At 71.2% G+C, this 24,576-nt stretch carries 22 protein-coding genes and 1 riboswitch; of the genes, 10 read left to right on the top strand and 12 right to left on the bottom strand.

Translation table 11 applies throughout. The features are described from left to right. Nucleotides 1-273: 273 nt before the first annotated feature. From def to C6361_RS03715, 4 genes are all read left to right on the top strand, one after another. Entirely contained in the window at nucleotides 274-777 is a 504-nt protein-coding gene (def, locus tag C6361_RS03730; RefSeq protein WP_107266759.1) for a peptide deformylase, read from the top strand. A gap of 145 nt (nucleotides 778-922) precedes the next feature. Then, complete coding sequence (locus tag C6361_RS03725; protein ID WP_107270709.1) at nucleotides 923-1,702, top strand: endonuclease/exonuclease/phosphatase family protein; 780 nt, start codon at nucleotides 923-925, stop codon at nucleotides 1,700-1,702. A gap of 293 nt (nucleotides 1,703-1,995) precedes the next feature. Next, nucleotides 1,996-2,418, top strand: coding sequence for a DUF6223 family protein (locus C6361_RS03720; protein WP_107266758.1), 423 nt, complete (start codon nucleotides 1,996-1,998; stop codon nucleotides 2,416-2,418). A 213-nt stretch (nucleotides 2,419-2,631) separates the two neighbouring features. Continuing rightward, nucleotides 2,632-3,882: a hypothetical protein gene (locus C6361_RS03715; RefSeq protein WP_199853228.1), complete on the top strand. Its 1,251-nt coding sequence runs from the start codon at nucleotides 2,632-2,634 to the stop codon at nucleotides 3,880-3,882. 102 nt (nucleotides 3,883-3,984) lie between these two features. Here the strand turns inward: C6361_RS03715 and C6361_RS03710 are convergent, their stop codons facing one another. Both C6361_RS03710 and C6361_RS03705 read right to left on the bottom strand, forming a co-directional pair. Beyond that, nucleotides 3,985-4,647 (bottom strand): response regulator transcription factor, encoded by a 663-nt coding sequence (locus C6361_RS03710; RefSeq protein ID WP_107255805.1) that lies wholly within the window; start codon nucleotides 4,645-4,647, stop codon nucleotides 3,985-3,987. Continuing rightward, on the bottom strand, nucleotides 4,644-5,810 hold the full coding sequence (locus C6361_RS03705) for a sensor histidine kinase (protein WP_107266757.1): 1,167 nt from the start codon (nucleotides 5,808-5,810) through the stop codon (nucleotides 4,644-4,646). The genes C6361_RS03710 and C6361_RS03705 overlap by 4 nt, the downstream gene beginning before the upstream one ends. A gap of 263 nt (nucleotides 5,811-6,073) precedes the next feature. Between C6361_RS03705 and C6361_RS36820 the strand changes: the two genes are divergently transcribed. Then, nucleotides 6,074-8,794, top strand: a complete 2,721-nt coding sequence (locus tag C6361_RS36820; RefSeq protein WP_159079157.1) for an Hsp70 family protein — start codon at nucleotides 6,074-6,076, stop codon at nucleotides 8,792-8,794. Here the strand turns inward: C6361_RS36820 and C6361_RS03690 are convergent. Continuing rightward, on the bottom strand, nucleotides 8,791-9,810 hold the full coding sequence (locus C6361_RS03690; RefSeq protein ID WP_107266755.1) for a tyrosine-type recombinase/integrase: 1,020 nt from the start codon (nucleotides 9,808-9,810) through the stop codon (nucleotides 8,791-8,793). The genes C6361_RS36820 and C6361_RS03690 overlap by 4 nt on opposite strands. 877 nt (nucleotides 9,811-10,687) lie before the next feature. On the opposite strand from C6361_RS03690, the gene C6361_RS03685 reads away from it, so the two are divergent. Further along, nucleotides 10,688-11,149 (top strand): DUF5980 family protein, encoded by a 462-nt coding sequence (locus tag C6361_RS03685; RefSeq protein ID WP_159079156.1) that lies wholly within the window; start codon nucleotides 10,688-10,690, stop codon nucleotides 11,147-11,149. A 122-nt stretch (nucleotides 11,150-11,271) separates the two neighbouring features. Here the strand turns inward: C6361_RS03685 and C6361_RS03680 are convergent, their stop codons facing one another. From C6361_RS03680 to C6361_RS03665, 4 genes are all read right to left on the bottom strand, one after another. Then, complete coding sequence (locus tag C6361_RS03680; protein ID WP_107266753.1) at nucleotides 11,272-13,674, bottom strand: excinuclease ABC subunit UvrA; 2,403 nt, start codon at nucleotides 13,672-13,674, stop codon at nucleotides 11,272-11,274. A 71-nt stretch (nucleotides 13,675-13,745) separates the two neighbouring features. Continuing rightward, nucleotides 13,746-14,156: a VOC family protein gene (locus C6361_RS03675; protein WP_107255799.1), complete on the bottom strand. Its 411-nt coding sequence runs from the start codon at nucleotides 14,154-14,156 to the stop codon at nucleotides 13,746-13,748. Between the two features lie 5 nt (nucleotides 14,157-14,161). Beyond that, the gene (locus tag C6361_RS03670; RefSeq protein WP_107266752.1) at nucleotides 14,162-14,611 is read right to left on the bottom strand and encodes a helix-turn-helix transcriptional regulator; all 450 of its coding nucleotides are present in this window, start codon (nucleotides 14,609-14,611) and stop codon (nucleotides 14,162-14,164) included. Nucleotides 14,612-14,734: 123 nt separating this feature from the next. Then, on the bottom strand, nucleotides 14,735-15,463 hold the full coding sequence (locus tag C6361_RS03665) for an SDR family oxidoreductase (RefSeq protein ID WP_107255797.1): 729 nt from the start codon (nucleotides 15,461-15,463) through the stop codon (nucleotides 14,735-14,737). 243 nt (nucleotides 15,464-15,706) lie between these two features. On the opposite strand from C6361_RS03665, the gene C6361_RS03660 reads away from it, so the two are divergent. Continuing rightward, the gene (locus C6361_RS03660) at nucleotides 15,707-16,426 is read left to right on the top strand and encodes a hypothetical protein (protein ID WP_107255796.1); all 720 of its coding nucleotides are present in this window, start codon (nucleotides 15,707-15,709) and stop codon (nucleotides 16,424-16,426) included. Between the two features lie 36 nt (nucleotides 16,427-16,462). Continuing rightward, nucleotides 16,463-16,553, top strand: a riboswitch (ZMP/ZTP riboswitch). Nucleotides 16,554-16,572: 19 nt separating this feature from the next. Continuing rightward, nucleotides 16,573-18,033 carry a glycine hydroxymethyltransferase gene (locus C6361_RS03655; RefSeq protein ID WP_107255795.1) on the top strand — a complete coding sequence of 487 codons (1,461 nt, stop codon included), beginning with the start codon at nucleotides 16,573-16,575 and terminating at the stop codon, nucleotides 18,031-18,033. Between the two features lie 139 nt (nucleotides 18,034-18,172). Here the strand turns inward: C6361_RS03655 and C6361_RS03650 are convergent, their stop codons facing one another. The 4 genes from C6361_RS03650 to C6361_RS03635 all read right to left on the bottom strand — a co-directional run bounded on the left by C6361_RS03650 (nucleotide 18,173) and on the right by C6361_RS03635 (nucleotide 22,354). Continuing rightward, a complete protein-coding gene (locus C6361_RS03650; protein ID WP_107266751.1) occupies nucleotides 18,173-18,586 on the bottom strand; it encodes a VOC family protein in 414 nt (137 codons plus the stop codon). A gap of 163 nt (nucleotides 18,587-18,749) precedes the next feature. Further along, nucleotides 18,750-19,652: a siderophore-interacting protein gene (locus C6361_RS03645; protein ID WP_107266750.1), complete on the bottom strand. Its 903-nt coding sequence runs from the start codon at nucleotides 19,650-19,652 to the stop codon at nucleotides 18,750-18,752. A 168-nt stretch (nucleotides 19,653-19,820) separates the two neighbouring features. Further along, nucleotides 19,821-20,816 (bottom strand): cytochrome d ubiquinol oxidase subunit II, encoded by a 996-nt coding sequence (gene cydB / locus C6361_RS03640; protein WP_107266749.1) that lies wholly within the window; start codon nucleotides 20,814-20,816, stop codon nucleotides 19,821-19,823. A gap of 95 nt (nucleotides 20,817-20,911) precedes the next feature. Then, entirely contained in the window at nucleotides 20,912-22,354 is a 1,443-nt protein-coding gene (locus C6361_RS03635) for a cytochrome ubiquinol oxidase subunit I (protein ID WP_107266748.1), read from the bottom strand. Between the two features lie 165 nt (nucleotides 22,355-22,519). On the opposite strand from C6361_RS03635, the gene C6361_RS03630 reads away from it, so the two are divergent. Beyond that, complete coding sequence (locus C6361_RS03630) at nucleotides 22,520-23,317, top strand: 1-acyl-sn-glycerol-3-phosphate acyltransferase (protein ID WP_107266747.1); 798 nt, start codon at nucleotides 22,520-22,522, stop codon at nucleotides 23,315-23,317. A 131-nt stretch (nucleotides 23,318-23,448) separates the two neighbouring features. Next, nucleotides 23,449-23,982, top strand: coding sequence for a chloramphenicol phosphotransferase CPT (gene cpt / locus C6361_RS03625; protein ID WP_107266746.1), 534 nt, complete (start codon nucleotides 23,449-23,451; stop codon nucleotides 23,980-23,982). A 42-nt stretch (nucleotides 23,983-24,024) separates the two neighbouring features. Here the strand turns inward: cpt and C6361_RS03620 are convergent, their stop codons facing one another. Then, nucleotides 24,025-24,555, bottom strand: coding sequence for a LuxR family transcriptional regulator (locus tag C6361_RS03620; RefSeq protein ID WP_107255789.1), 531 nt, complete (start codon nucleotides 24,553-24,555; stop codon nucleotides 24,025-24,027). Nucleotides 24,556-24,576 lie beyond the last annotated feature (21 nt).

Genomic DNA, 24,576 nt, shown 5'->3' with positions numbered 1-24,576 from the left:
GCCCGCCTCTGCGGACCGTGCGGGTGGGGAGGCGTCGCCGGGTACCGATGTCGTGTTCGGCCGCATCTCCGGTCCTGCCCCCTCGTCCGCCAGCCGCCCCGACCCCGGACCCCCGTCCGGCCGGAACGCCACCCCGTACCAGCCCGGACATTATATCGTACGACGTACGGGAATGACCTCCGGTTGGCGCCGAGGCCCGGAACGACGGGCGTAGCGTTGCCGTCGAGCGCGCCGGGGCACCCGGACCGGTAACGAACCGATAAGGTTCCGGTCATGACGATGCGGCCCATCCGGATCATCGGCGACCCCGTGCTGCGCACCCCGTCCGAGCCGGTCACCAGCTTCGACGCCGAACTACGCGACCTGGTCACCGACCTGATGGACACGCTGCTCGGCGCACCCGGCCGCGCCGGAGTCGCCGCACCCCAGATCGGGATCAGCGCCCAGGTCTTCGTCTACGACGCCGACGGGCACCGGGGCCACCTGGTCAACCCCACCCTCGAACTCTCCGCCGAAACGCAGGACGACGACGAAGGCTGCCTCTCCGTCCCCGGCCTCTACTTCCCGACCCCGCGCGCCATGCACGCCACCGCACACGGCTTCGACCAGTACGGCGAACCCCTCACCATCACCGGCAGCGGCTTCCTCGCCCGCGCCCTCCAGCACGAAACCGACCACCTGCACGGCCGGCTCTACGTCGACACCCTGCGCGGCGACGCCCGACGCCGCGCCCTCCGGGAGATCCGCGCCGGACGGTTCGCCACCCCCGAGCGGTGACCCCGGGCACCGCCAGGATCAGCGGCCCCGTCGACGCCGCAACCAGACACCGACCGCACCCAGCAACACGAAGACGAGGCCGGAACAACACAGCGCTTTGAAGAGCACGCCGAAACTGTCGCACATCCCGCCGTAAGGTGTGCACGTGCGCCTGGCAACCTTCAACCTGCTGCATGGCCGATCCCCGCACGACGGCCTCGTCGACGAGAACCGGCTCGCCGCCGCCGTCGCCACCCTCGACGCCGACATCCTGGCCCTCCAGGAGGTCGACCGGGACCAGTCCCGCAGCAACCACCTCGACCTGACCGCCATCGCCGCCCGGGCGATGAACGCCCCCGAACACCGGTTCGCCGCCGCCGTCGTCGGCACCCCCGGCGAACGGTTCCGGCCACTGACCCACGACGACGACGGCCACGGCGAACCCCTCTACGGCATCGGCCTGGTCAGCCGCTACCCGGTCCGCTCCTGGCAGGTCACCCGGCTCGCCTCGGCACCCGTACGCTCCCCGGTCCTCGACCCCGGCCCCGGCGGCGGCATCATCCTGCTCCGCGACGAACCCCGGGTCGTCCTCGCCGCCATCCTCGACACCCCGTACGGGCCGATCACCGCCGCCGCCACCCACCTCTCCTTCGTACCCGGCTGGAACCTCCGGCAGCTACGCCAGGTCATCCGCGCCCTGCGTACCCTGCCACCGCCCCGGATCCTGCTCGGCGACCTCAACCTGCCGGCCGGACTCGCCACCCTCGTCTCCGGCTGGCGCTCCCTCGGCCACCGCCCCACCTACCCGGCGCGGCAACCCCGGGTGCAGCTCGACCACATCCTCGCCGACCCCCGCGACGGACACCCGCTACCCGCCGTCACCGCCGTCGACGCCCCGATCGCCACCATCTCCGACCACCGGCCACTCGTCGTCGACCTCGCCTGACAGCTCGTCAACCTCGCCTGACACCACCCGGGCGCCGCAGGCGCTCCGCGTCGCCCACCCGAACCGCTCCCGCACGCCCACCCGACTCCCGCACCCAACCGACTGTCGCACCGGAACGCACTCCCGCACCCGAACCGCCCCCGGAACCGGCGACCTACCGCCCCGGTGGCGCCGCGTCCCGAGCACGTACCACCCGGGTGGTATCCCGACCGGCAACTCCGGCATGACGACCCGGGACCGACCGGTACCTACGCTGCCGGCAGGTACCAGTCGTGCGAGGGAAGGAACCACCGATGTCCGTCCGCCAGCTCTCCGCCGCCGCCACAGCCGCCCTGCTCGGGGCACTCTGGCACGCCGCACCCGCCGCCGCGCACGTCACCGGCCAGCCCGTCGCCGCCAGCGTCACCACGATGAGCCCCGGCCGGATCGGGTCCATCGTGGCCGGACTGCTGGGGCTGGTCGGCATCGTCGTCGGCGCACTCGCCCGGGCCCGCTCCACCGGACGGCTCGGCACCGGCAACGCACGGCGCGGCGCCCTGACCGCCATCGCGCTGGGACTGGTCGGCGCCCTCATCGGCGCGGTGGTGGTGGCCACCTCCGACGGCGGCCTCGGCACCGGCAACGGACTCGGCGGAGCCATCGTCGCCCTCGCCCTCGGAGCGACCGGCATGCTCCTCGGCGGACTGACCCTGAACCGCACCCGCCACACCGGCTGACCCCGACAGCCACCCCTCTCGCTGACCCGGCCACCGCGCCGGGTCAGCGACACCGTGCCTCGGCTCCGCGCCCCCCGACGCGGTGACGCGGACGACCGCCGCGGTGGTGTCGTCGCCCGGCCACCGACAGTGTCCACTTCGGAGTTACGGGACGGCGACGGGTCCGTGGCGCCACTATGGTGACCCCCATCACCTGACGAACGGGGGTTCACGATGGCTGGACGGAAATGGGCCGGCACCGCGCTGGCAGTCACCGTCACGATCGCGACGGTGGTACTGCCCACCTCGCCCGCCGCCGCGGCATACGCCGACCCGCTGGTGGCCACCAGCAAAACCAACATGGGCCTGACCTGGCACGCCGAGTCGAGCGCCGCCATCCAGGCGCTGGACAACGCGCTACCCAACGTCGGGGTGGCCACCGTGCTCGACGACGCCAACCGGACGATGACCACCTGCAACAGCGAGGAACTCGCCGCGCTGCCGATCGCACCCGTGGCGACGAACAAGTGGTGCTTCGACACCGCCGACGCCACCGACCTCAACTGGTCACCGCAGGGCATCACCAGTTCCGGGGACGCCGACGACGACGGGGCCTGGGGCGCCAAGCGGGCGATCCTGTCCGGTTGGTCGTGGGGCAGCGGCACCCGCAGGAACGACGCCCGGGTCGCGTTCATCGACTACACCAACCCGGCCGCGCCGAAATACCGGTGGGTCTACCTGGTCGACCCGAACTCCACCGGCAGCGACTTCAGCGCCGCCAAGACACACATCGGCGGCATGATCTGGTTCGGCGACAAGCTGATCGTCAACGCCGTCGGCAACGGCACCGTGGCGCTACGGGTGTTCAGCATGAGCCACATCCTGCAAACCACCTCGACCGTGTCCGACATCGGCAAGGTCAGCGGCGGCTGGGCCGCATACGGCTACAAGTACGTCATGCCGCAGATCGGCTACTACACCTACAGCAGCGGCGCATGCAGCATGGACAGCGACACCGGCACACCGTGCTTCTCGTCCCTGTCGCTGGACCGCAGCACCAGCCCGGACAGCCTGGTCACCGCCGAGTACTTCAGCGACCAGACCAAGCGCGGCCGGCTGATCCGCTATCCGTTCGGCGCCGACTACCTGCTGCCGACCTCGGCCACCCCGTCGGAGGCGTACGCCAGCGGTGTGGGAAACCAGCAGGGCGTGCTCTCGTTCAACAACCGCTGGTACGTGGTGCACAGCTCGTTCAGCCTTTACGGGCAGATCTGGGGATTCACCCCCGGCGGCGGCAACGGCCGATCCAGCACCTGCACAGTCGACGGCGAGGTCAAAACCACCTGCTGGTCACTGCACCCCGAGGCGGTGACGTACTGGTACTCGACCGGCGAGGTGTGGTCGACGACCGAGTGGTCCCGGGACAACCCGACCGGTCCCGGCGGACGAGTCCTCTACAGCGTCCCGCTGAACAGCCTTCCCTGACCTGACAACGGGTGGTGCGTCCCCGCCCGGGGACGCACCACCCTGGTTGAGTCGACACCACCACGCCCTCGGCACCGGCCGCCGGCAGCCGGCCGGCCCAGGTCAGGAGCGGCCGAGCCAGCCCGGAACCGTCAACCCGGACTCGTACGCCAGGATCACCAACTGGGCCCGGTCCCGGACCTGGGTCTTCGTCATGATCCGACTGACGTGGGTCTTCGCGGTCGCCGGACTCAACACCAGCCGCGCCGCGATCTCGTCGTTGGAGAGGCCGGCCGCGACCAACGCCAGCACCTCCCGCTCCCGCTCGGTCAACGCGCGCAACCTCGGCCCCGGATCAGGATGACGGACCCGGGCGCTGAACTCGGAAATCAACCGGCGCGTGATCGACGGCGCGATCAACGCGTCACCACGGGCCACCACCCGCACCCCGTGGATCAACTCCGCCGGCTCGGTGTCCTTGACCAGAAAACCGCTCGCACCGGCCCGCAACGCCCCGTAGACGTAGTCGTCCAGGTCGAACGTCGTCAAAATGATCACCCGGGCATCCGAACTCGCGGCAATCTCCCCGGTCGCGGCCAGACCATCCAGCCCTGGCATCCGGATGTCCATCAGCACGACATCCGGCCGCAGCCGCCGGGTCAGCCGCACCGCCTCGGCACCGTCGGCGGCCTCACCGACCACCTCGATGCCCTCCTCACCCTCCAGAATGGACCGAAACCCGGCCCGCACCAGGGTCTGGTCGTCCGCGAGCAGCAACCGGATCACGAAACGGCCCCCGACTCCGGCGACAGCCCAGCCGACCCCGCCGACAGCACACCGCCCCGCAACGGCAGGCGGGCAGACACCCGGAAACCACCACCCGGCCCAGGACCCGCACTCAACGAACCACCCAACGCCCGCGCCCGCTCACCCATCCCGACAATCCCGTTACCGGGCACACCCGGCCCGCCGGTACCGTCGTCCTCGACCTCCACCAGCACGTCGTCACCGTCCCGCCGCACCCGCACCACCGCGGCGCTCGCACCCGCGTGCCGGGTCACGTTCGTCAGCGCCTCCTGCACGATCCGGTACGCCGCCAACTCGACCTCCGGCGGCAACGCCCGAGGCCGCGCCACCTCGGTACGGACCTCCAACCCGGACCGCCCGGCCGTCAGGACCAGCTCGCCGAGCCGGTCCAGACCCGGCACCGTCACCGCCTCGTCCTCCTGCCGCAGAACACCCAACGCCGTACGCAACTCACCCAACATCTCCTTGCTCGCCTGCTTGATCGCGGCGAGCGCCTCGGCCGACCGACCCGGATCCGGGCGGTGCAACGCGGCACTGGCCTGCACGTTGATCAGCGAGAGATGGTGGCCGAGCACGTCATGCAACTCCCGGGCGATACGCAACCGCTCCTCGGTGGCCCGACGGCGAGCCTCCTCCTCCTTGCCCTGCTCCGCCGCGAGCACCCGGGCCCGCGCCTCCACCAGATAGGCCCGCCGGTTACGGGTCACCCCGACGATCACCGCCACCAGCCAACCGGCGTGCAGCAGCGTCGCCCCGTTCCCCCCACCGGCCGTCCGGCCATAGCTGTCCGCCGCCGCGAACGCGACCACCGAAGCGACCCCGAGCCCGACCGCGACCCAGAGACGCCCCTCGTCGACAACGGTGTAGAGCGCCACGACGAAAACCAGCATGATCGGACCCGGCCGGTGCAGCAACGCCCCGTACCCGCCGACGGCGACCAGCGCCACCACACCCACCGGTACCGGATAGCGACGCCGCACGTACAACGCGCCGGAGGAGACCAGCACCGCCAGCAGCGCCACCCACTCCGCGGCGCTGTCGACCCCGGCCGACTGCACCACCAGCCCACCGAGGCCGACCAGAGCGACCACGAGCACCAGGGCGACGTCCGCCGCCCGACCCTGCACCCGCCACCTCGGCATGCGCCGAAGCCTAGCCGCCGCTGACCAGGCCAACGAAGCCCGACTAGCAGCCGCCGGCCCCACCGTCCCGGAGGACGGCCAAGTCCTCCAACCGACAGCCTGACAGCCTGACAGCCCGATCGTTGTCCCGCCGACAGTCCGATCCAGGACCCCGCACAACCCGAACCGGCGACACCCCCGCCGCCCACCCACACCACGCGAAGTAGCATCCGCACGCGGCGCACCCACCCCCGGCGCGCCCGCCGCACCCGGAGGTGACATCGGTGGACCAGCCGGTCCGGCTCGCCATAGACCTCGGCACCACCCACACCGTCGCCGTCGTCCGCCGCGACCACCACCAACCCGCCCGAACGCTCCTCTTCGACGGCACCCCGCTACTCGCCTCCGCCGGCCACCTCACCCCCGACGGCACCGTGCACACCGGACGCGACGCCGTCCGGCTCGGCAGCACCGACCCGCAACGCTACGAACCACACCCGAAACGCCGCATCGACGACGGCACCCTGCTGCTCGGCACCGACGAGGTACCCGTCGAACGACTCCTCACCGCCACCCTGCGCCGGGTCGCCGACGAAGCCCGTACCGCCGGCGTCGACCCCGGCGGCGCCACCGTCCTCACCTGCCCGGCCGACTGGGGCCAACCCCGCCGTACCCTGCTGCGCACCGCCGCCGCCAACGCCGGCCTCGGCACCGTCCGACTCCTCGACGAACCCGTCGCCGCCGCCACCTACTGCGCCCAGATCCTCCACCAGCAGATCCCCGTCGGCGGCACCCTCGGCATCTTCGACTTCGGCGGCGGCACCCTCGACGTCGCCGTCGTCCGCCGCGACCCCACCGGCCTGCGCGTCCTCGCCACCGGCGGCCTCGACGACCTCGGCGGCCTCGACATCGACGACGCCCTCGTCGCCCACCTCGGCCAACTCGTCGAACTCCGCGACCCCGAACAGTGGCGGCGACTACGCCAACCCGAAACCCCCACCGAACGCCGCGACCGGCAGACATTCTGGACCGAGGTCCGCGCCGCCAAGGAAATGCTCTCCCGCACCGCCACCGCGCCCGTCCAGGTCCCCGGCCGCGACGACCCGCTGCACCTCACCCGCGACGAACTCGACCGGATCGCCGGACCACTCGTCGCCCGCGCCGTCGACGAGACCCGCCGCACCCTCGACCGGGCCGGCATCGAAGCCCGACACCTCAACAGCCTGCTGCTCGTCGGCGGATCCAGCCGGCTACCCCTGGTCGCCAGCCGCCTGCACGCCCGGCTCGGCATCGCCCCCACCGTCCCCGAACAACCCGAACTCCCGGTCGCCTACGGAGCCGTCCACCACACCGGACCCGAGCCGCGACAGCCGGCCACCCCCACCAGCAACCCACCCGGATACCCAAGCCCACCCGGCTACCCGCCCGCAGCCGCCGGCTTCGGTGCCGTCCCACCGCCACCCGGGCCACCGCCGCCACCGATGTCCGGCCCCGCCGCCGGGCGACACCCACAGCCACCCGCCCCGACAGCCGCCGCCGCACCCCGACCCGCCGGCCCCCGCACACACCCCGTCGACCCACGCCGCCGACGGATCCGCCGCCTCCTGGTCACCGCCACCGCCTTCCTCGCCGTCGCCGGCTGCGTCGGCACCGTCGTCATCGGCGGCGAATGGCTGACCAACCAGCTCGGCAACCTCGGCGTACTCGACGACGGCCCCACACCCGCCGGAACCCTCGACCAGGTCAACACCTACCAGAGCACCCGCAAAGGCGCCGCCGCCGTCACCGTGCACGGCGCCGACGTCATCTCCGCCGTCGCCGGCAACCGCAGCACCGAAGTGGTGGCCCTGACCGCCACCGCCGGCCCACCCCGCTGGACGGCCACACTGCCGATCGAACCCACCGACCTGCGCCTCACCGCCGTCCAGGACCTGATCGTCGTCGACGGCGAGAACTCCGTCACCAACGGCGGCCAGGACGTCCGCGCCGTACTCTCCGGCAAAGACGGCCGGCTGCTCTGGCAACGCACCTGGCCCGACCGCGTCGACGTCGCCTACTACGGCACCGACGCCGTCATCGAGACCCTCGGCGGCTCCGACGACCTCGCGATCAGCCGCGTCAACCTCCGCACCGGCCGCCAGGTGTGGAGCAAGTCCGGCGAACCCGACGCGCTCAGCTCCGACGAACACCGCGCCGAACCGGTACGGCAGTGGCCCGCCCCCGGCACACCCGCCCCCGGCCTCCTACCAGCCGTCGCCGGCAGCTACCACGACGCGCCCGGCGCCACCAACACCATCGTCGAACTCGACTCCGCCAACGACCGCGGCTACGTCCTCGACGCCACCACCGGAAAGGTCCGGGGAAGCGGCAAACTACCCCTCGAACCCGACCTCTGGACCGGCTACGACAACGCGGTGATCGGCAAGACCACCGGCAACGACCACGTCCTCGCCGCCTACGACGTACCCGGCCTGCGACTGCGTTGGAAGATGCCGCTCGCCGCCGGTGACATCGTCGAACGGATCAAACCCTGCGCCGCCACCCGCGTCTGCGCCGCCATCACCAACGGCGCCGAACACCGCGTCGTCGCCCTCGACACCCGCAGCGGCAAACCCGGCTGGACCGCCCAGGCCGAACACTCCGACCAGAACTGGTACGCCCACGACGACACCCTGGTCACCGGCCGAGGCACCTTCGACTCGCTCAGCCACCCCCGGCTGATCAGCGGCACCAGCGGACAAGCCCAACGCGAACTCCCCGAACTCGCCAGCCTGGAGGCGGCCGCCGGTGGACGACTCGTCCTCGGCTCCGTCGCCGGCTCACCACCACGCTGGCACCTCCAGGTGGCGGACACCACCCTCGGCGAGGGCACCGACCGGCTCGCCGTCGGCGGCAAGGCCCCCGAGCAGGTGGTGATCGCCGACAACCTGGTCGGAGTCGTCACCACCGACCGCCGCACCCTGGTACTCGACGTCGCCGGCCTGCGCACCGCCACACCCCGCTAACCGGCCCCGTCCGCGACCGACCGCTGCGACAACAACCGACCCAGCGACCGGTTGGTACGGTTCGCCCGCACCGCCGCCCGCTCCTGCTCGCCGGTCACCTCGATATAGTTCTGACTCGTCGCCAGACTCGCGTGCCCCAACAGCCGCATGATCTCCGGAGCACTCGCCCCGTCCTCCGCCAACCTGGTCGCGAAGGTGTGCCGCAACGCGTGCAGCCGCGCACCCGGCGGCACCCGGTCGGTGATCCCCGCCCGCCGGTAACAGGACTCCACCAGATATTGCAGGCCACCCCGACGCAGCGGCTTACCCTCCCGGTCGACCAGCAGCGCCGAGTCCGGCCCGACCGTACGGGAGCCGAAGCGGCGACGCCGACTCTCCAGATAGTCCACGATCACCCGGTCGAGCTCCGGCTCCACCGGAATCAACCGGGACCGGCTGCCCTTGCCGATCACCTCGACCCGGCGCTCACCGTCCCGGCCGACCAGCGAACCCGTGCGCAGGGCCAGCAACTCGGCCAGGCGCAGCCCCGCGCAGAGCGCCAGGGCCAGCACCGCGAGGTCCCGCTCCGGCCACGGATCACGCTGCCGCCGGTCCGATTCGACCACCCCGGCCAGCAACTGCTCCGGCGTACGCTCGCCGCGCAGCGGCTTCGGTGGGGCAGGGGGGACCCGGGGCTTGTCCACGGCGGGCATCGGATTGCCGGCCACCACCTGCTCGGCGACCAGGAAGTCGAAGAAGCCGTTCCAGGTGGACCAGGCCCGGTAGATCGAGGCGGCGGCCCGGGGAGCGGCGAAGCGGGCAAAGGCCGCCCGGATGGAGCGGGTGGTCAGGGCGCGGATCGGCAGTGCCGCCAGGGGGAGGGGAGTGCCGGGCTGGTCGTCGGCGACCAGCCGGGCGACCGCCAGCAGATCCCGACGGTACGCCGCCAGCGTGTGCGGGGAGGGCTTACGGGTGGCCCGGGACGTCAGGAACTGCTCAACGAGGGGGAGTAGCAGAAAGTCCTCTTTGTCCTGCATAACGAATATTATGCATGATTGGGGAGTACTCGGCCAGTCCAAGTGATCTTGCAAGTGGTCTCCAATAGCCGACCAGCGGCGACCGCCCCGAGGCGGGGAAGGGGCGAACGAGAAGCAGTCGGCCAGCCCCAGGGCAGGCACCTCGGGGCTGGCCGAGCCGTGGCTGCGGTCTCGTCGCCGGAGGACCGCACAGCGCCTCAACCGAGATCGCACGACGCCGGTCGCTCCAGCAACCGACCAGCCGCAACGCGACAGTCTCGCCATCGGGGGCTCGGCCGGCCGGCCGTAGATATACGTACCGCTGAGGCGCGGAGGTCGACCGACGCGGGGTGGAACCGCTCCGGACCAGGCTGCCCGAAACCGCGGGCGATCCGTCGCCACAGAACGCCCCGCCGCCCGACGTAGCGTCGTCGCGTCGTCCAGCCGGTGTCGCGGCGCCAGGTCACAAACCTCCGTCGTTCCGGCCCGCGCCCGACGGGGGGCCGCCCCGATAACGACTAGTTGACATAATGTACATTATCGACCTACAGAATTTCCGGGTTCGACTCCCGCCCCTTGCGCCTCTCACCATCTCAAGTCGTCCGGGATCTTTGTCCCGGACACGGTGGTGCCGAGGTTGGTGCTCGTCCCTTCGTCATGGCTCCCGTGTGTACGCGAGGAACGACCTTGCCCCGCGATCGACGCCGCTCTCGGGCGGCTCCATCCGGCTGATCGCCCGGGCTTCGCCGTAGACCGCGCCCATGCGCCGCTCCCCTGCCTCAGGTGCATCGATCTCCACCCGAGGCTACTTGCTTGACAACGCAATCATCCATCCATCGATACTTGCGGATGGGCGGCACCGAGTCGCCCGGATCGGCAACGACCGAGGGAGCTGTTCGTGAGACCCACCCGTAGTGTGCTCAGGCTCGTGATCGGCGTGGCAGCAGTACTGGCGCTGGCACTGACCGGCGGCTCACCCGCCGCCGCGGCGACCTCCCCGTCGACCACGGGCTCGACCGTCTCGGCGACCTGGGAACTCGTCGACTACGACCCCAACCGACCGCAGCGAATCTGCACCCCGTCCGACTTCGCCAGGGCAGGTCTGTACTTCCTGGTCTCGATCAACGGAACCTGGTCGACCCCGATCACGTCCGGGGTGGCGAACCTGCCCCCCGGCGCTGCTCCCACTCCGAACGGATTCATCCCGCCCGGGTCGAGCGACCGCGGTCGGGTGCTCAGCGCCGCCCCGTTCAGCGTCGCGTCGACCCCGGTCGGGCGGTACCACTCGGTGCTCTGGGCGTCGGACGGACGGGTGACGCAGACCGTCCCGGTGATCATCGACTTCCAGGAACGCTGTTGACGGGAGGGTTCTCCCGAGATGTTCCGCGTCCGTGCTGGCGTCCGAGAACGCCAGCACGGACCATCGTCAGTCGCGCTGTCTGCTGCGGCCGGCGAGACGAGGTAGGTGAGTGGAGTTCTGCCTCAGTCCCTCGTGCCGGTCTGCGCGTCGCCGTGGCCGACGTACGCGGCCAGGTGCTCGCCGGTGAGGGTGGATCGGGCGGCGACGAGGTCGGCGGGCGTGCCCTCGAAGACGATCGTGCCGCCGTCGTGCCCGGCTCCGGGGCCGAGATCGATGATCCAGTCGGCGTGCGCCATCACCGCCTGGTGGTGCTCGACGACGATGACCGACTTGCCGGAGTCGACGAGCCGGTCGAGCAGGCCGAGGAGCTGTTCGACGTCGGCGAGGTGCAGTCCGGCGGTCGGCTCGTCGAGGACGTAGACGCCGCCCTTCTCGGCCATGTGGGTGGCCAGCTTGAGGCGCTGCCGTTCACCGCCGGAGAGGGTGGTGAGCGGCTGGCCGAGGCTGAGATAGCCGAGCCCGACGTCGGCGAGGCGGCGCAGGATGGCGTGTGCGGCCGGGGTGCGTCCCTCGCCGGTGCCGAAGAACTCCTCGGCCTCGGTGACGGACATCGCGAGCACCTGGCTGATGTCGCGGCCGCCGAGGCGGTATTCCAGTACGGATGCCTCGAAGCGCTTTCCCTCGCAGTCCTCGCAGGTGGTGGCGACGCTGGCCATCATCGCCAGGTCGGTGTAGATGACGCCGGCGCCGTTGCAGGTGGGGCAGGCGCCTTCGGAGTTGGCGCTGAACAGTGCCGGTTTCACGCCGTTGGCCTTGGCGAACGCCTTGCGGATGGGCTCGAGCAGTCCGGTGTAGGTGGCCGGGTTGCTTCGGCGTGAGCCGCGGATCCCGCCCTGGTCGATCGAGACCACGCCGGCGCCGGCCGGGATCGACCCGTGTACGAGGGAGCTCTTGCCGGAGCCGGCGACGCCGGTGACGACGACGAGTACTCCGAGTGGGATGTCGACGTCGACGTCGCGGAGGTTGTTGGCGGTCGCGCCGCGGATTTCGAGCGTGCCGGTGGGTTTGCGTACGGTCTTCTTGAGGGCGGCCCGGTCGCCGAGGTGTCGACCGGTGATGGTGCCGCTGGCGCGCAGTCCTTCGACGGTGCCTTCGAAGCAGACGGTGCCGCCGGCCGTACCGGCGCCGGGGCCGAGGTCGACGACGTGGTCGGCGATGGCGATCGTCTCGGGTTTGTGTTCGACGACGAGTACGGTGTTGCCCTTGTCCCGGAGTCGGAGCAGGAGGTCGTTCATCCGCTGTACGTCGTGTGGGTGCAGCCCGATGGTGGGTTCGTCGAAGACGTAGGTGACGTCGGTGAGCGAGGAGCCGAGGTGGCGGATCATCTTGGTGCGTTGTGCCTCGCCGCCGGAGAGGGTGCCCGAGGGGCGGTCGAGGGAGAGGTAGCCGAGCCCGATCTCGACGAAGGAGTCGAGGGTCTGGCCCAGCGAGGCGAGCAGGGGTGCCACCGATGGTTCGTCGAGTTCGCGGACCCATTCGGCGAGGTCGCTGATCTGCATGGCGCAGGCTTCGGCGATGTTGACGCCCTTGATCCGGGAGGATCGGGCTCCCTCGCTGAGGCGGGTACCGCCGCAGTCGGGGCAGGTGGTGAAGGTGACGGCGCGGTCGACGAATGCCCGGATGTGCGGTTGCATCGCCTCGCGGTCCTTGGACAGGAACGACTTTTGGATCTTGGGGATCAGTCCCTCGTAGGTGAGGTTGGCGCCCTCGACCTTCACCTTGGTCGGTTCCCGGTAGAGGAAGTCGCGCATCTCCTGCTTGGTGAACTCGCGGATCGGCTTGTTCGGGTCGAGGAAGCCGGATTCGGCGTAGGTGCGCACGGTCCACCAGCTGTCCGACTTCCAGCCGGGGATGGTGAACGCGCCTTCGGCGATCGACTTGGAGTCGTCGTAGAGCTGGGTGAGGTCGATGTCGGAGATCCGGCCGCGGCCTTCGCAGCGCGGGCACATGCCGCCGGTACGGTTGTAGGTTGCCTTGCTGGTCTTGCCGGCGATCGTGATCGCGCCGGCGGCCCGGACGGAGGCGACGTTGAAGGAGAAGGCGCTGGGTGGGCCGATGTGCGGCTCGCCCAGTCGGCTGAAGAGGATCCGCAGCATCGCGTTGGCGTCGGTGGCGGTGCCGACCGTGGAGCGGGGGTCGGCGCCCATCCGCTCCTGGTCGACGATGATCGCGGTGGTCAGGCCGTCGAGTACGTCGACCTCCGGGCGGGCCAGGGTCGGCATGAAGCCCTGTACGAAGGTGCTGTAGGTCTCGTTGATCATCCGCTGCGACTCGGCGGCGATCGTGCCGAACACCAGCGAGCTCTTGCCCGAGCCGGAGACGCCGGTGAAGACCGTCAGCCGGCGCTTCGGGATCTCGACGCTGACGTCCTTGAGGTTGTTCTCGCGGGCGCCGTGTACCCGGATCAGGTCGTGGCTGTCGGCGGCGTGCGGCGCCGGGGACCCGGTGTCCGTGCTCGTGGCCATGCTTGTCGTGTCTCCATCTTCCGGTTGGGGTCGCCTTCGCGGGGACCATGTGGTTTCGGGTGCCGGGCGGGTCAGCCGAGCTGGTTGATCCGGATCAGGTTGCCGGCGGGGTCGCGGAAGGCGCAGTCGCGGATGCCGTACGGCTGGTCGGTCGGCTCCTGGACGACGTCGGCGCCGCTGGCCTGTAGCCGGTCGAAGACGCCGTCGAGGTCGTGGGTGGCCAGGGTGATGGCGGTGTAGGTGCCCTTGGCGATCAGTTCGAGGATGGTCCGGCGCTCGTCGTCGGTGATGCCGGGGTCGGCGGCCGGCGGGTGCAGGACGATGGAGGTTTCCGGCTGCTTGGCGGGACCGACGGTGATCCAGCGCATTCCGGCGTATCCGACGTCGTTGCGGACCTCGAAGCCGAGGGTGTCGCGGTAGAAGGCGAGGGCGGCGTCCGGGTCGGTGTGCGGGAGGAAGGCGGCGTGAATGTTGATGTCCATGGCCGTCACGCTAGTTGCGGCTCGTCGGCCCGCGCTTCTCGATTCCTGATCGGTCTGGTCACCTGTTTGGTGATGCAGGGTGGCATCTCCGCTGTCGACTGGGCGGTCTGGGCCCGGTAGGTGCTCGGCGGTACGCCGACCAGTTCGGTGAAGCGGGTGCTGAAGGTGCCCAGTGAGGAGCATCCGACCGCGAAACAGACTTCGGTGACGCTGAGGTCGCCGCGCCGCAGCAGTGCCATGGCGCGTTCGATGCGCCGGGTCATCAGGTACGAGTATGGTGACTCACCGTAGGCGGCTCGGAACTGGCGGCTGAGGTGGCCGGCGGACATGTTCACGCCACGGGCGAGCGCTTCGACGTCGAGCGGCTGCGCGTACTCCCGGTCGATCCGGTCCCGGACCCGGCGCAGCCGGACGAGGTCGCGCAGGCGTTGCTCCTCGGCGAGTGTGCTGCTCACCTGCGAGATGCTGCCACGACCTGCCGAAATTGCCTAGCCGCCCCTCCCTGGCGTGCCGGCCCTGCCCCGTGGGGCGGGTGCCGCCCGGCGGGGAGGCCGTGGCTGGTGCCACCCGGCGGGGTGTCACATGCCGCCGGCGACCCGGAGTACCGCGCCGGTGGTGTAGGAGGCGCCGTCGCCGAGCAGCCAGACGATCGCGGCGGCGACCTCGTCGGCCCGGCCGGCGCGGCCGAGTGGTATCCGGCCGGCGACCCGCTGGGCCCGGTCGGGTACCCCGGAGATGATGTGGATCTCGGTGTCGATGGTGCCGGGTGAGACGGCGTTGACCCGGATTCCCCGGGGGGCGAGTTCCTTGGCGAGTCCGACGGTGAGGGTGTCGGTGGCGGCCTTGACGGCGGCGTAGTGCACGTATTCGCCGGGGCTGCCGAGGGTGGCGGCGGCCGAGGAGACGTTGACGATCGCCGCGCCGGACGGGAACCGGCGGGCGGCCTGCTGGGCGCAGAGGATGTAGCCGATGAGGTTGACGTCGACGACGCGGCGCAGGTCGGTGACGGTCAGTTCTTCGAACGGGCCGATCGGGCTGGTCACGCCGGCGTTGTTGACCAGGCCGGTGGGTTCGCCGAGTTTCGCGGCCTCGTCGAAGAGTCGTACCACCTGGTCGGGGTCGGTGGTGTCGGCGCGGACGGCCAGGCCCCGGCGTCCGGCGGCGGTGACGTCGCGGAGTACGGCGTCGGCGGCGTCGGCGTCGCGCCGGTAGCAGAAGACGACGTCGTGTCCGGCGGCGGCGAGTTGTCGTACGGTCGCGGCGCCGATTCCGCGGCCGCCGCCGGTCACCACCGTCAGCGGAGTCATGGGCCTCTCCCCTCGGTTGTCGCAGCCCCCGGCCGCCGGGTCCGGGCCGGGGCTCGTCGCGGATCGTTCGCGCGGGTCCGGTAGCTGGCGATCCTGCCAGGTGTCGGTGCGGCGGGTCGGTCGGGGCGGATCGTGTCCCGGGCTCTGGTTTTGTTGATCTCGGAACGGTGTGTCCGTCTCGACGTTGTCGGGTGGGCCTGGTAGTAAGTCATGAATCAAACAGGTGTACGGAAGAGGGATCCGATGGCTGCCGCGCGTACCGCTCAACAGGGGTTGTCCACCGAGGAGTTGCAGCAGATCAGGGACGCGTTGGCGGCGGGCCGGAAGCCGAAGGTGATGTTCACCGAGGCGGCGGGGCAGATTGCCGGTCAGCTCGGTCAGGTGGTGGAGTTGACCGATCCGGAGGTCTCCGAGGAGTGGGTGGTGGTCCGGTTCGGTCGGGACGAGCTGCCCTTCTCCCCCGGTGATCTGGCTGTCGCGCCGAAGGGTGCGACGCGGCGGGCGCCGGTGAAGCCGGAACCGGAGCCGGAGCCGGTCCCCGAACCAGAGTTCAAGATTGTCAGGGAGCCGGTTCCGGCGCCCCGCGAGGAGGCAACAGTGACCGCAGTGGACACTCCCCCGGCCCGTCCGGCGGACGGCGAGGGTGAGGCGAAGCCGGCCCGGCGGGCGACGAAGGCGGCGAAGCCGAAGGGTCCGGCGGGGTTGACGGTCACCCTGACGTACGCGGACGGCGAGTGGACGCTGGCGGCGACGCAGGGCGCGAAGTCGCTGGCGAAGCCGTACGTGATCAAGCCGGCCGAGGCGTTGAAGATGGTGGCGTTGATCGATGTTCCCGGGGTGCACGAGGCGGTGGAGCAGATCATGGCGGTGGAGCGGCGGGAGGCCGAGCAGCAGGCGGAGAAGTTGCGGGCCGAGTTGGCGGAGATCGAGGCGCGGTTGGCGGAGTTGCGCGACGCGGGTTGATCCTTCGCCGTCCGGGCCGGTCGGGTTGGTAGGCTCGGCCCGGACCGTGACTGGCGTGCTGGGATGGGGTCAACCATCGGGAAGCGGTCCCGTCGAGTGACGTGTGCCGTGCGCCTGGGCCGATTTTCTTCGCCCAGGAGGCTGCCATGGCCAATCAGGTCTTTCCGGTCGGCACGAGTTCCACCGAGTCCGTCGCGTTTCGCGCGGCGTTGGACGTGGTGCGTGCGGTCGAGCCCCGCGTCGCGGACGCGATCGGTGCGGAACTGGCCGACCAGCGTGAGTCGTTGAAGTTGATCGCTTCGGAGAACTACGCGTCCCCGGCGGTGCTGCTGGCGATGGGTAACTGGTTCAGCGACAAGTACGCGGAGGGCATGGTCGGCCGCCGCTTCTACGCCGGTTGCCGCAACGTCGACACGGTGGAGTCGGTGGCGGCGGAGCATGCCCGGGAGTTGTTCGGGGCCGCGCACGCCTATGTGCAGCCGCATTCGGGGATCGACGCGAACCTGGTGGCGTTCTGGGCGGTGCTGGCGGACCGGGTGGAGTCGCCGGCGTTGCGCCGGGCCGGCGTGCGGCACGTGAACGAGCTGTCCGAGGCGGACTGGGCGGTGTTGCGCCGCGAGTTGGGTGACCAGCGGATGTTGGGCATGTCGTTGGACGCGGGCGGGCACCTGACCCACGGTTTCCGGCCGAACATCTCCGGCAAGATGTTCGACCAGCGTAGTTACGGTACCGATCCGGAGACGGGGTTGCTGGACTACGACGAGGTGCGCCGGATCGCCCGGGAGTTCCGGCCGCTGATCCTGATGGCCGGCTATTCGGCGTATCCGCGGCGGGTGAACTTCCGGCTGATGCGGGAGATCGCCGACGAGGTCGGTGCGACGCTGCTGGTCGACATGGCGCACTTCGCCGGGCTGGTCGCCGGGAAGGTGTTGGTCGGTGACTTCGATCCGGTGCCGTACGCGCATCTGGTGACGACGACGACGCACAAGTCGTTGCGGGGTCCGCGCGGCGGCATGGTGTTGTGTGGTCCGGAGTTGGCCGACCAGGTGGACCGGGGTTGTCCGTTGGTGCTCGGCGGTCCGTTGCCGCATGTGATCGCCGGTAAGGCGGTCGCGTTGGCGGAGGCGCGGCGGCCGGAGTTCGCGGCGTACGCGGGCCGGGTGGTGCAGAACGCGGTCGCGTTGGCGGAGGGGCTGTTGCGTCGGGGGGCGCGGCTGGTAACCGGGGGTACGGACAACCATCTGCTGCTGGTGGACGTGTCGGGGTACGGGCTGACGGGGCGGCAGGCGGAGGCGGCGCTGTTGGACGCCGGCATCGTGACGAACCGGAACTCGGTGCCCCGGGATCCGAACGGTGCCTGGTACACCTCGGGTGTCCGGCTCGGCACGCCCGCGTTGACGACCCGAGGGCTCGGGGTGGCGGAGATGGACGAGGTGGCGGGGCTGCTGCACACGGTGTTGTCGGCGACCCGGCCGGGGGTCGGGCCGGACGGTGCCCCGTCCAAGGCGCGGTACGTGCTGGACGGGGCGGTGGCGCGGCGGGTGGCCGGGCAGGCCGCCGATCTGCTGGCGGACTATCCGCTGTATCCGCTGGTCGACCTGGGCTGACCCGCCACGGGCTGCCCCGGGGAGCCGCCTTCCGGGGTCCTCGGGGCGGTCTGGACGTCAACCGGTTCCTCGGGGCGGTCGGGACGTCACCGGGCCGGGGTGCGGTGCGAGGTGAACCGCACCCCGCTCCGGTCGGCGGCTACTCCGCGTAGGGCTGGTTCTCCCCCAGCGCGCTGTACCCGAGGCTCCAGACGTAGCCGTCCGGGTCGGCGAAGGAGCCGCCGTATCCGCCCCACGGCAGCGGGCCGGCGGGCTTGAGGATGGTGGCGCCGGCCTTCTCCGCCTCCGCCATGATCTCGTCGATCCGGGTCTCGGTACGGACCACGTAGGTGAGAACCAGTCCGCTGAAGCCGCTGCCCTCCGGGCTGGTCCCCACCTGCTCGGCCAGGCCGTCGCGGCCGTAGAAGCCGACGGGCGAGCCGCCGTCCGGGGCGAAGAAGACCGAGACGCCGTAGTCCTGCTCGATCTTCCAGCCGAGACCTTCCGTGTAGAAGCGCTTGGACCGCTCCATGTCCCGGACGGCGAGCAGGATCGAGCTCACATGCGCTTTCATCTCTTGTCCCCTTTTTGCGTTTCTGCTGACGCATCCGTCTATTGCTGACGCATCCGAGGGCCACGGTACGAGCGGCGTCGGGGGCCGCGCTTCTTGAATCCTGATCGGTTCGGGGTGGGCGGGCGTCACCGCGTGCGACGGCCCGGGTCCGGCGGCCGGTGGTTCAGCCGGTCACGGTGGCGGTAGCGGCGTCGGTAGCGGTGGTGGCGGCGTCGGTCTCGGTGTCGGCGAGGCGTTCGCGTGCCTCGGCGAGGTCCTCCTCGGTCGGGTCGTCGTCCTGGGTCAGGTTCCGTCGCCAGTAGCCGGTGAAGTCGATCGACCGTTTCGGCAGGCCCCGGTCGTCGACGAGGTGTCGGCGCAGGGCGCGTACGGTGCCGGCTTCGCCGGCCAGCCAGGCGAGCACGGAACCGGCCGGGAAGGTCGCCGCGCGTACGGCGTCGAGCAGGCGGCTGCCGTGTGCGCTGGGCGGGTCGTCGCGGTGCAGCCAGTGCAGGGTGAGGTCGGCCGGGGTGTCGAGGTGCTGCTCCTCGGCCCGGTCGGGGATCTCGACGAAGGCGTGTGCGCGGGTGCCGGCGGGGAGTGCCTCGACGATGGTGCCGAGCGCCGGGAGCGCCGACTCGTCGCAGGCGAGCAGCATCCAGTCGGTGCTGCCGATCGGGAGGGGGCGGGCGAAGACCGGGGACGGGCCGAACATGCCGAGGGTGTCGCCGGGGGTGGCGCAGGCGGCCCATCGGGTGGCGGGTCCGGCGTGCTCGTGCAGGGTGAAGTCGATGTCGATGAGGTTGCCGTGCGGGTGGTGGGCCCGGATGGTGTAGCTGCGGGTCCAGGGGCGCTCGGGTGCGGGGATGTCGGCGAAGCCGGCGTACCAGCGCCAGAGGTCGGGGTCGGGGTCCGGCAGCCGGGGGCGGCGCTGTCCGGGTCTGGGGAAGTAGAGCTTCACCTGCTGGTCGGGGCCGGCGAGGTGGAGGTCGGCGAGGTCGTCGCCGGTGAAGGTGATCCGGGCCATCCGTGGCGTGATCCGGGCGGTGTCGGCGACCCGGATGTACCGGATCGGGAGCTGTCCCATCGGGGCCTCCGAAGGTTACGAGAGGGCGCTGCCCTGCGCGAGTCTTTCGCTTCAATTGTTTCATTGAAGTCCTTTATGAGACTTTTCCCGCCCGGCACGGGCCGGGGCGCGGGGGAAGTCTCAACTTGCGGGGGCAGCGTGGCGGTGGCCTTCGCGACGGGGAGGAGGTCAGCGTGGGATGTTGGCGACTCCGATCCGCTTGCGGAACACCCAGTAGGTCCAGCCCTGGTAGGCGAGGACGACGGGGGTGAAGAAGGCGGCCACCCAGGTCATCACCTTCAGGGTGTAGGGGCTGGAGGCGGCGTTGTCGATGGTGAGGGTGCCGGCCGGGTCGGTGGTGGAGGGCAGCACGTTCGGGAAGAGTGCCGCGAAGAGGGTGGCGACGGTCAGCCCGATCGCGGCGGCGGTGCCGACGAAGGCCCAGCCCTCCCGGCGTACCCGGGTCGCGGCCAGGGTGCCGGCCAGGGCGAGCGCGGCGGCCACGGCGAGGCCGACGGCGGCCGGGGTGTGCCGGATGGTCAGGCCGACGGCCAGGAACGCGGCGGTGAGGGCGGCGGTCGTGGCGGCGGCCCGGGCGGCGAGCCGGCCGGCCCGGGTGCGGATCTCGCCGCTGGTCTTCAGCGCGAGGAAGACGGCGCCGTGCGTGACGAAGAGCCCCGTCGTGGTCGCCCCGCCGAGCAGGGCGTACGGGTTGAGCAGGTCGAGCAGTCCGCCGGTGTAGTCGTGTCGCGCGTCGAGTGGTACGCCGCGCAGCAGGTTGCCGAGGACGACTCCCCAGATCGCGGCGGGGATCAGGGAGCCGAGGAAGATGGCGAGATCCCAGCGGGCCTTCCAGCCGGCCTCGGGGCGCTTGTGCCGGTACTCGAAGGCGACGCCCCGGAAGATCAGGGCGAGCAGGACGAGCAGCAGCGGCAGGTAGAGGCCGGAGAAGAGGCTGGCGTACCAGCCGGGGAAGGCGGCGAAGAGGGCTCCGGCGGCGGTGATCAGCCAGACCTCGTTGCCGTCCCAGACCGGCCCGATGGTGTTGATCAGCACCCGGCGTTCCCGGTCGTCGCGACCGAGGACGGGCAGCAGGATGCCGACGCCGAAGTCGAAGCCCTCCAGGATGAAGTAGCCGACGAACAGCACGGTGATGAGCAGGAACCAGAAGGTGGGCAGGTCCATCGTGGACTCCGGTCGGATCGGTCGTGGTCGGGATACCGGCGCCGGCGGGGTGGGCCGGGCCGGGGGCCGGTGGGGATCAGCAGGGGCCGGTGGGGTCAGTAGGCGAAGGCGAGCGGGCGGTCCTCGTCGTCGGCGTCGGGTTCGGGTTCGGCCGGTGGTGCGGTGTCCGGCAGGCCGGCCCGGGCGTACCGGATCAGCAGCTTGACCTCGACGATCGCGAGGGTGGCGTAGACCAGGGTGAAGGCGGTGAACGAGGTGAGTACCTCGGCCAGGGAGACGCTGCGGGAGACGCCGTCGCGGGTGAGCATCTCGCCGAAGACGACCCACGGCTGCCGGCCCATCTCGGTGAAGATCCAGCCGAAGCAGTTCGCGGCGAGCGGCAGGACCGGCATGACCAGGCCGGCCCGGACCAGCCAGCGGGAGTTCGGGGTACGGCCGCGGCGCTGCGCCCAGAGCACCCAGAGTGCGATCGCGGCGGCGGCCAGCCCGAAGCCGATCATGAATCGGAAGCTCCAGTAGGTGACCGGGATGATCGGGGTGTAGCTGCCGGGGCCGTACTGGGCGACGTACTGGGCCTGGAGGTCGTTGATGCCCATGACCTGGCCGTTCGGGTCGCCGGTGCCGAGCACCGAGAGCAGGTACGGGATCTTGATCGCGAAGAGTTCCCGGCTGCCGTCCAGGCTGCCGACGGTGAGTACGGAGAACGAGGCGGGCGCCTCGGTGGTGTAGAGCGCCTCGGCGGCGGCCATCTTCATCGGCTGTACCTGCGTCATGATCTTGCCTTGCAGGTCGCCGCTGATCACGACGGCGACGGCGGCGACGAGGGTGACCCAGGAGCCGAACCGGGCGGCGAACCGGAACGCGGCCCGGTCCTCCCCCGCTGCCGGGTTCTCGTCGGCGGTCGTGCCGGTCGGGCGGCGCAGGTGCCAGAGGGCGATCGAGACCATCAGCGCCCCGGCGACCAGGAAGCAGCCGGCGAGGGTGTGCGGGAAGGTGACCAGGGTGACCTTGTTGGTGAGTACGGCGACGATGTCGGTGAGTTCGGCGCGGCCGGTGTCGGGGTTGATCCGGTAGCCGACCGGGTTCTGCATCCACGAGTTCGCGGCCAGGATGAAGTACGCGCTCAGCGTCGAGCCGATCGCGGCGGCCCAGATGGTGGCGAGGTGGATCCGGCGGGGCAGCCGGTCCCAGCCGAAGATCCACAGGCCGAGGAAGGTGGATTCGAGGAAGAAGGCGAGCAGTGCCTCGATCGCCAGCGGGGCGCCGAAGACGTCGCCGACGAAGCGGGAGTAGTCGCTCCAGTTCATCCCGAACTGGAACTCCTGCACGATGCCGGTGACCACGCCCATCGCGAAGTTGATCAGGAAGAGCTTGCCGTAGAACTTGGTCAGTCGCAGGTAGCGCGGCTCCCCGGTGCGGTGCCAGCGGGTTTGCAGGATCGCCACGAGCACCGACAGCCCGATGGTCAGCGGTACGAAGAGGAAGTGGTAGACGGTGGTGACACCGAACTGCCACCGGGCGACGTCGAGCGCGTCCACGGTTGACCCCCCAGGTTTACTACCGGACGTAGTAAATACTACCTGTCGTCGTAGACGGTGGCGCTGGGAGGTCGATCACGTCACCGGCCGGCATCGGGGTCCGGTGCCCAGCACACCCCGCCCCGGGCCTCCCCGGCGGCCGGCGCGTGCGACGATCGACCGCTGATGGAGACCACCACCACCGCCGCACCCTGGCGCGCCCCCCGCTTCTGGCTCTTCCTCCAGGTGCTCGCCCGGGGCGTCGTCGGGCTGCTCGCCCGGCTCCGGGTCACCGGCGACGTGCCGGAGGAGCTACGGCACGGGCCGCTGATCCTGGCCGCCAACCACATCAACCCGTTCGACCCGGTCGTGCTGACCGCCGCCTGCCGGGTACGCCGGATCGCGCCCCGGATCATGGCCACCGGCGGGGTGTTCCGGGCCCCGATCGTCGGCTCCGCGATGCGGGCCAGCGGACACATCCGGGTCGACCGGCGCACCCCGACCGTCGGGCTCGCCCTGGAACACGCGGCGGCCGCCGTCACCCAGGGCTCGGTGGTGCTGGTCTACCCGGAGGGGCGGATGGGACTCGACCCCGGCATGTGGCCCGAGCGGGGCAAGACCGGCACCGCCCGGCTCGCCTTCGCCAGCGGCGCCACCGTGGTACCGGTCGCCCAGTGGGGCGCGCACGAGGTACTGCCGTACGCCGCACCGGCCGGGATGCTCCGGGCGGTCGGCCGGGCGATGCTCCGCCGTCCGGTGATCCGGGTGCACTTCGGCCCACCCGTCGACCTGACCCGGATCGACCCGGCCAGCCCCGGCGCCGCCGCCCGGGCCACCGAGGCGATCATCGAGGCGCTCACCGTCGCGCTGGTCCCGCTGCGCCCCGACGAACCCGACCTGCCCCGCTACGTCGACCCGACCCGGCCGACCGAGACTCGCCGCCAGCATCGCCGCAGCGACCCCGGCGCCGCACCCGGCAACTGAGCCTCGCTCGCGACCGCCCCGACCGGCGGATCCGATCCGATTCCGACGAGCGGCACTACGCTGTCTCGGACCGCCACCCCCGCAGGTCCGCGCAGGGTGGAGCGGATCTCCCGGGGAAGGCGAACGATCAAGTGACGACACAGGTCATCGTGCTCAACGGCGGCTCCAGCTCGGGGAAGTCGGCGATCGCCCGGTGCCTCAAGCACATACTGCCGCGCCCGTGGATCAGCTTCGGCGTGGACGACCTGATCGACCGGCTGCCACCGGCCATGCTGAACTCCCCCTCCGGGCTGACCTTCGGCCCCGAGGGCGAGGTCATCGTCGGCGAGGACTTCGACGAGTTGCAGCACGCCTGGCTGGTCGGCATCGCCGCGATGGCGCGCGCCGGAGCGCGGATCATCCTCGACGAGGTGTTCCTCGGCGGCGCCGCCTCCCAGGAGCGCACCCGTGGTTACCTGACGGACCTCGACGTGCTCTGGGTCGGGGTGCGCTGCGCGGCGGACGTGGCGGCGGGCCGGGAGATCGCACGCGGGGACCGCGTGATCGGGATGGCGGTGTCGCAGGCCGAGATCGTGCACCGGGGCGTCCGCTACGACGTCGAGGTCGACTCCGGCCGTACCGAGTCTCTCGACTGTGCGCGCACCATCGCCTCGTACGTGGTCTGACCGCGCCGCCGCGTCGACCCCGGAAAGTGCCTGCTGCGTCGGTCAGCCGGAGCGGCGCTGCCGCAGGTAGGCGAGGACCGCCTCCCGGGTGGTGCGCACCCCGAGCGCCTCACGGGCCTGCGCGATCCGCCGGTTGGCGGTGCGCAGCGACAGGAACTCCGCCGCCGCGGCGGCGGCGATCGTCTCGCCGTCGGCGAGCCGCTCCAGCAGTGCCCGCTGCTCGGGAATCAGCCGGCTCAGCACCGACTCGGTGTCGGACTCCGGCGCCTCGTCCGGATCCCGGTGCACCGGGCCGAGCCGGCTCAGGTCGTCGACGAGTGCCCGGCCGACCTCACCGGCCGGGTCCACGATGGCCACCACACCGGCACCACGGGCGGCGGCCAGCACCGCCAGCCGGACCGTCTCGGCATCCGGTACCCGGCCGAAGAGCACCAGCCGGGCGGCGGCCAGGTCCCAGCCGGGCTCGGCGACCGCGAACCCCTCCCGGGTCGACCACCCGTCCCGGGCCAGTCGGCGCAGCACCGTGGTCGCGTCGGTCGCCGACGGTACGACGTAGCGCGGCGGATCGGTCATCGCTGCACCTCCACAGCACCA

The organism is Plantactinospora sp. BC1 (assembly GCF_003030345.1).
Classification (GTDB): Bacteria; Actinomycetota; Actinomycetes; order Mycobacteriales; family Micromonosporaceae; genus Plantactinospora.
Note: the sequence above shows the minus strand (reverse complement) of the source record. Positions and strands in the feature narration are given on the sequence as shown.

What these genes read in the sequence shown, in the direction of transcription:
- def (WP_107266759.1), top strand. Translation starts at nt 274, where the DNA reads ATGACGATGCGGCCCATCCGGATCATCGGCGACCCCGTGCTGCGCACC.
- C6361_RS03630 (WP_107266747.1), top strand. Translation starts at nt 22,520, where the DNA reads ATGGAGACCACCACCACCGCCGCACCCTGGCGCGCCCCCCGCTTCTGG.
- C6361_RS03645 (WP_107266750.1), bottom strand. Translation starts at nt 19,652, where the DNA reads ATGGGACAGCTCCCGATCCGGTACATCCGGGTCGCCGACACCGCCCGG.
- C6361_RS03715 (WP_199853228.1), top strand. Translation starts at nt 2,632, where the DNA reads ATGGCTGGACGGAAATGGGCCGGCACCGCGCTGGCAGTCACCGTCACG.
- C6361_RS03620 (WP_107255789.1), bottom strand. Translation starts at nt 24,555, where the DNA reads ATGACCGATCCGCCGCGCTACGTCGTACCGTCGGCGACCGACGCGACC.
- C6361_RS03650 (WP_107266751.1), bottom strand. Translation starts at nt 18,586, where the DNA reads ATGAAAGCGCATGTGAGCTCGATCCTGCTCGCCGTCCGGGACATGGAG.
- C6361_RS03680 (WP_107266753.1), bottom strand. Translation starts at nt 13,674, where the DNA reads ATGGCCACGAGCACGGACACCGGGTCCCCGGCGCCGCACGCCGCCGAC.
- C6361_RS03665 (WP_107255797.1), bottom strand. Translation starts at nt 15,463, where the DNA reads ATGACTCCGCTGACGGTGGTGACCGGCGGCGGCCGCGGAATCGGCGCC.
- C6361_RS03720 (WP_107266758.1), top strand. Translation starts at nt 1,996, where the DNA reads ATGTCCGTCCGCCAGCTCTCCGCCGCCGCCACAGCCGCCCTGCTCGGG.
- C6361_RS03675 (WP_107255799.1), bottom strand. Translation starts at nt 14,156, where the DNA reads ATGGACATCAACATTCACGCCGCCTTCCTCCCGCACACCGACCCGGAC.
- C6361_RS03660 (WP_107255796.1), top strand. Translation starts at nt 15,707, where the DNA reads ATGGCTGCCGCGCGTACCGCTCAACAGGGGTTGTCCACCGAGGAGTTG.
- C6361_RS03690 (WP_107266755.1), bottom strand. Translation starts at nt 9,810, where the DNA reads ATGCAGGACAAAGAGGACTTTCTGCTACTCCCCCTCGTTGAGCAGTTC.
- C6361_RS03705 (WP_107266757.1), bottom strand. Translation starts at nt 5,810, where the DNA reads ATGCCGAGGTGGCGGGTGCAGGGTCGGGCGGCGGACGTCGCCCTGGTG.
- C6361_RS03655 (WP_107255795.1), top strand. Translation starts at nt 16,573, where the DNA reads ATGGCCAATCAGGTCTTTCCGGTCGGCACGAGTTCCACCGAGTCCGTC.
- cydB (WP_107266749.1), bottom strand. Translation starts at nt 20,816, where the DNA reads ATGGACCTGCCCACCTTCTGGTTCCTGCTCATCACCGTGCTGTTCGTC.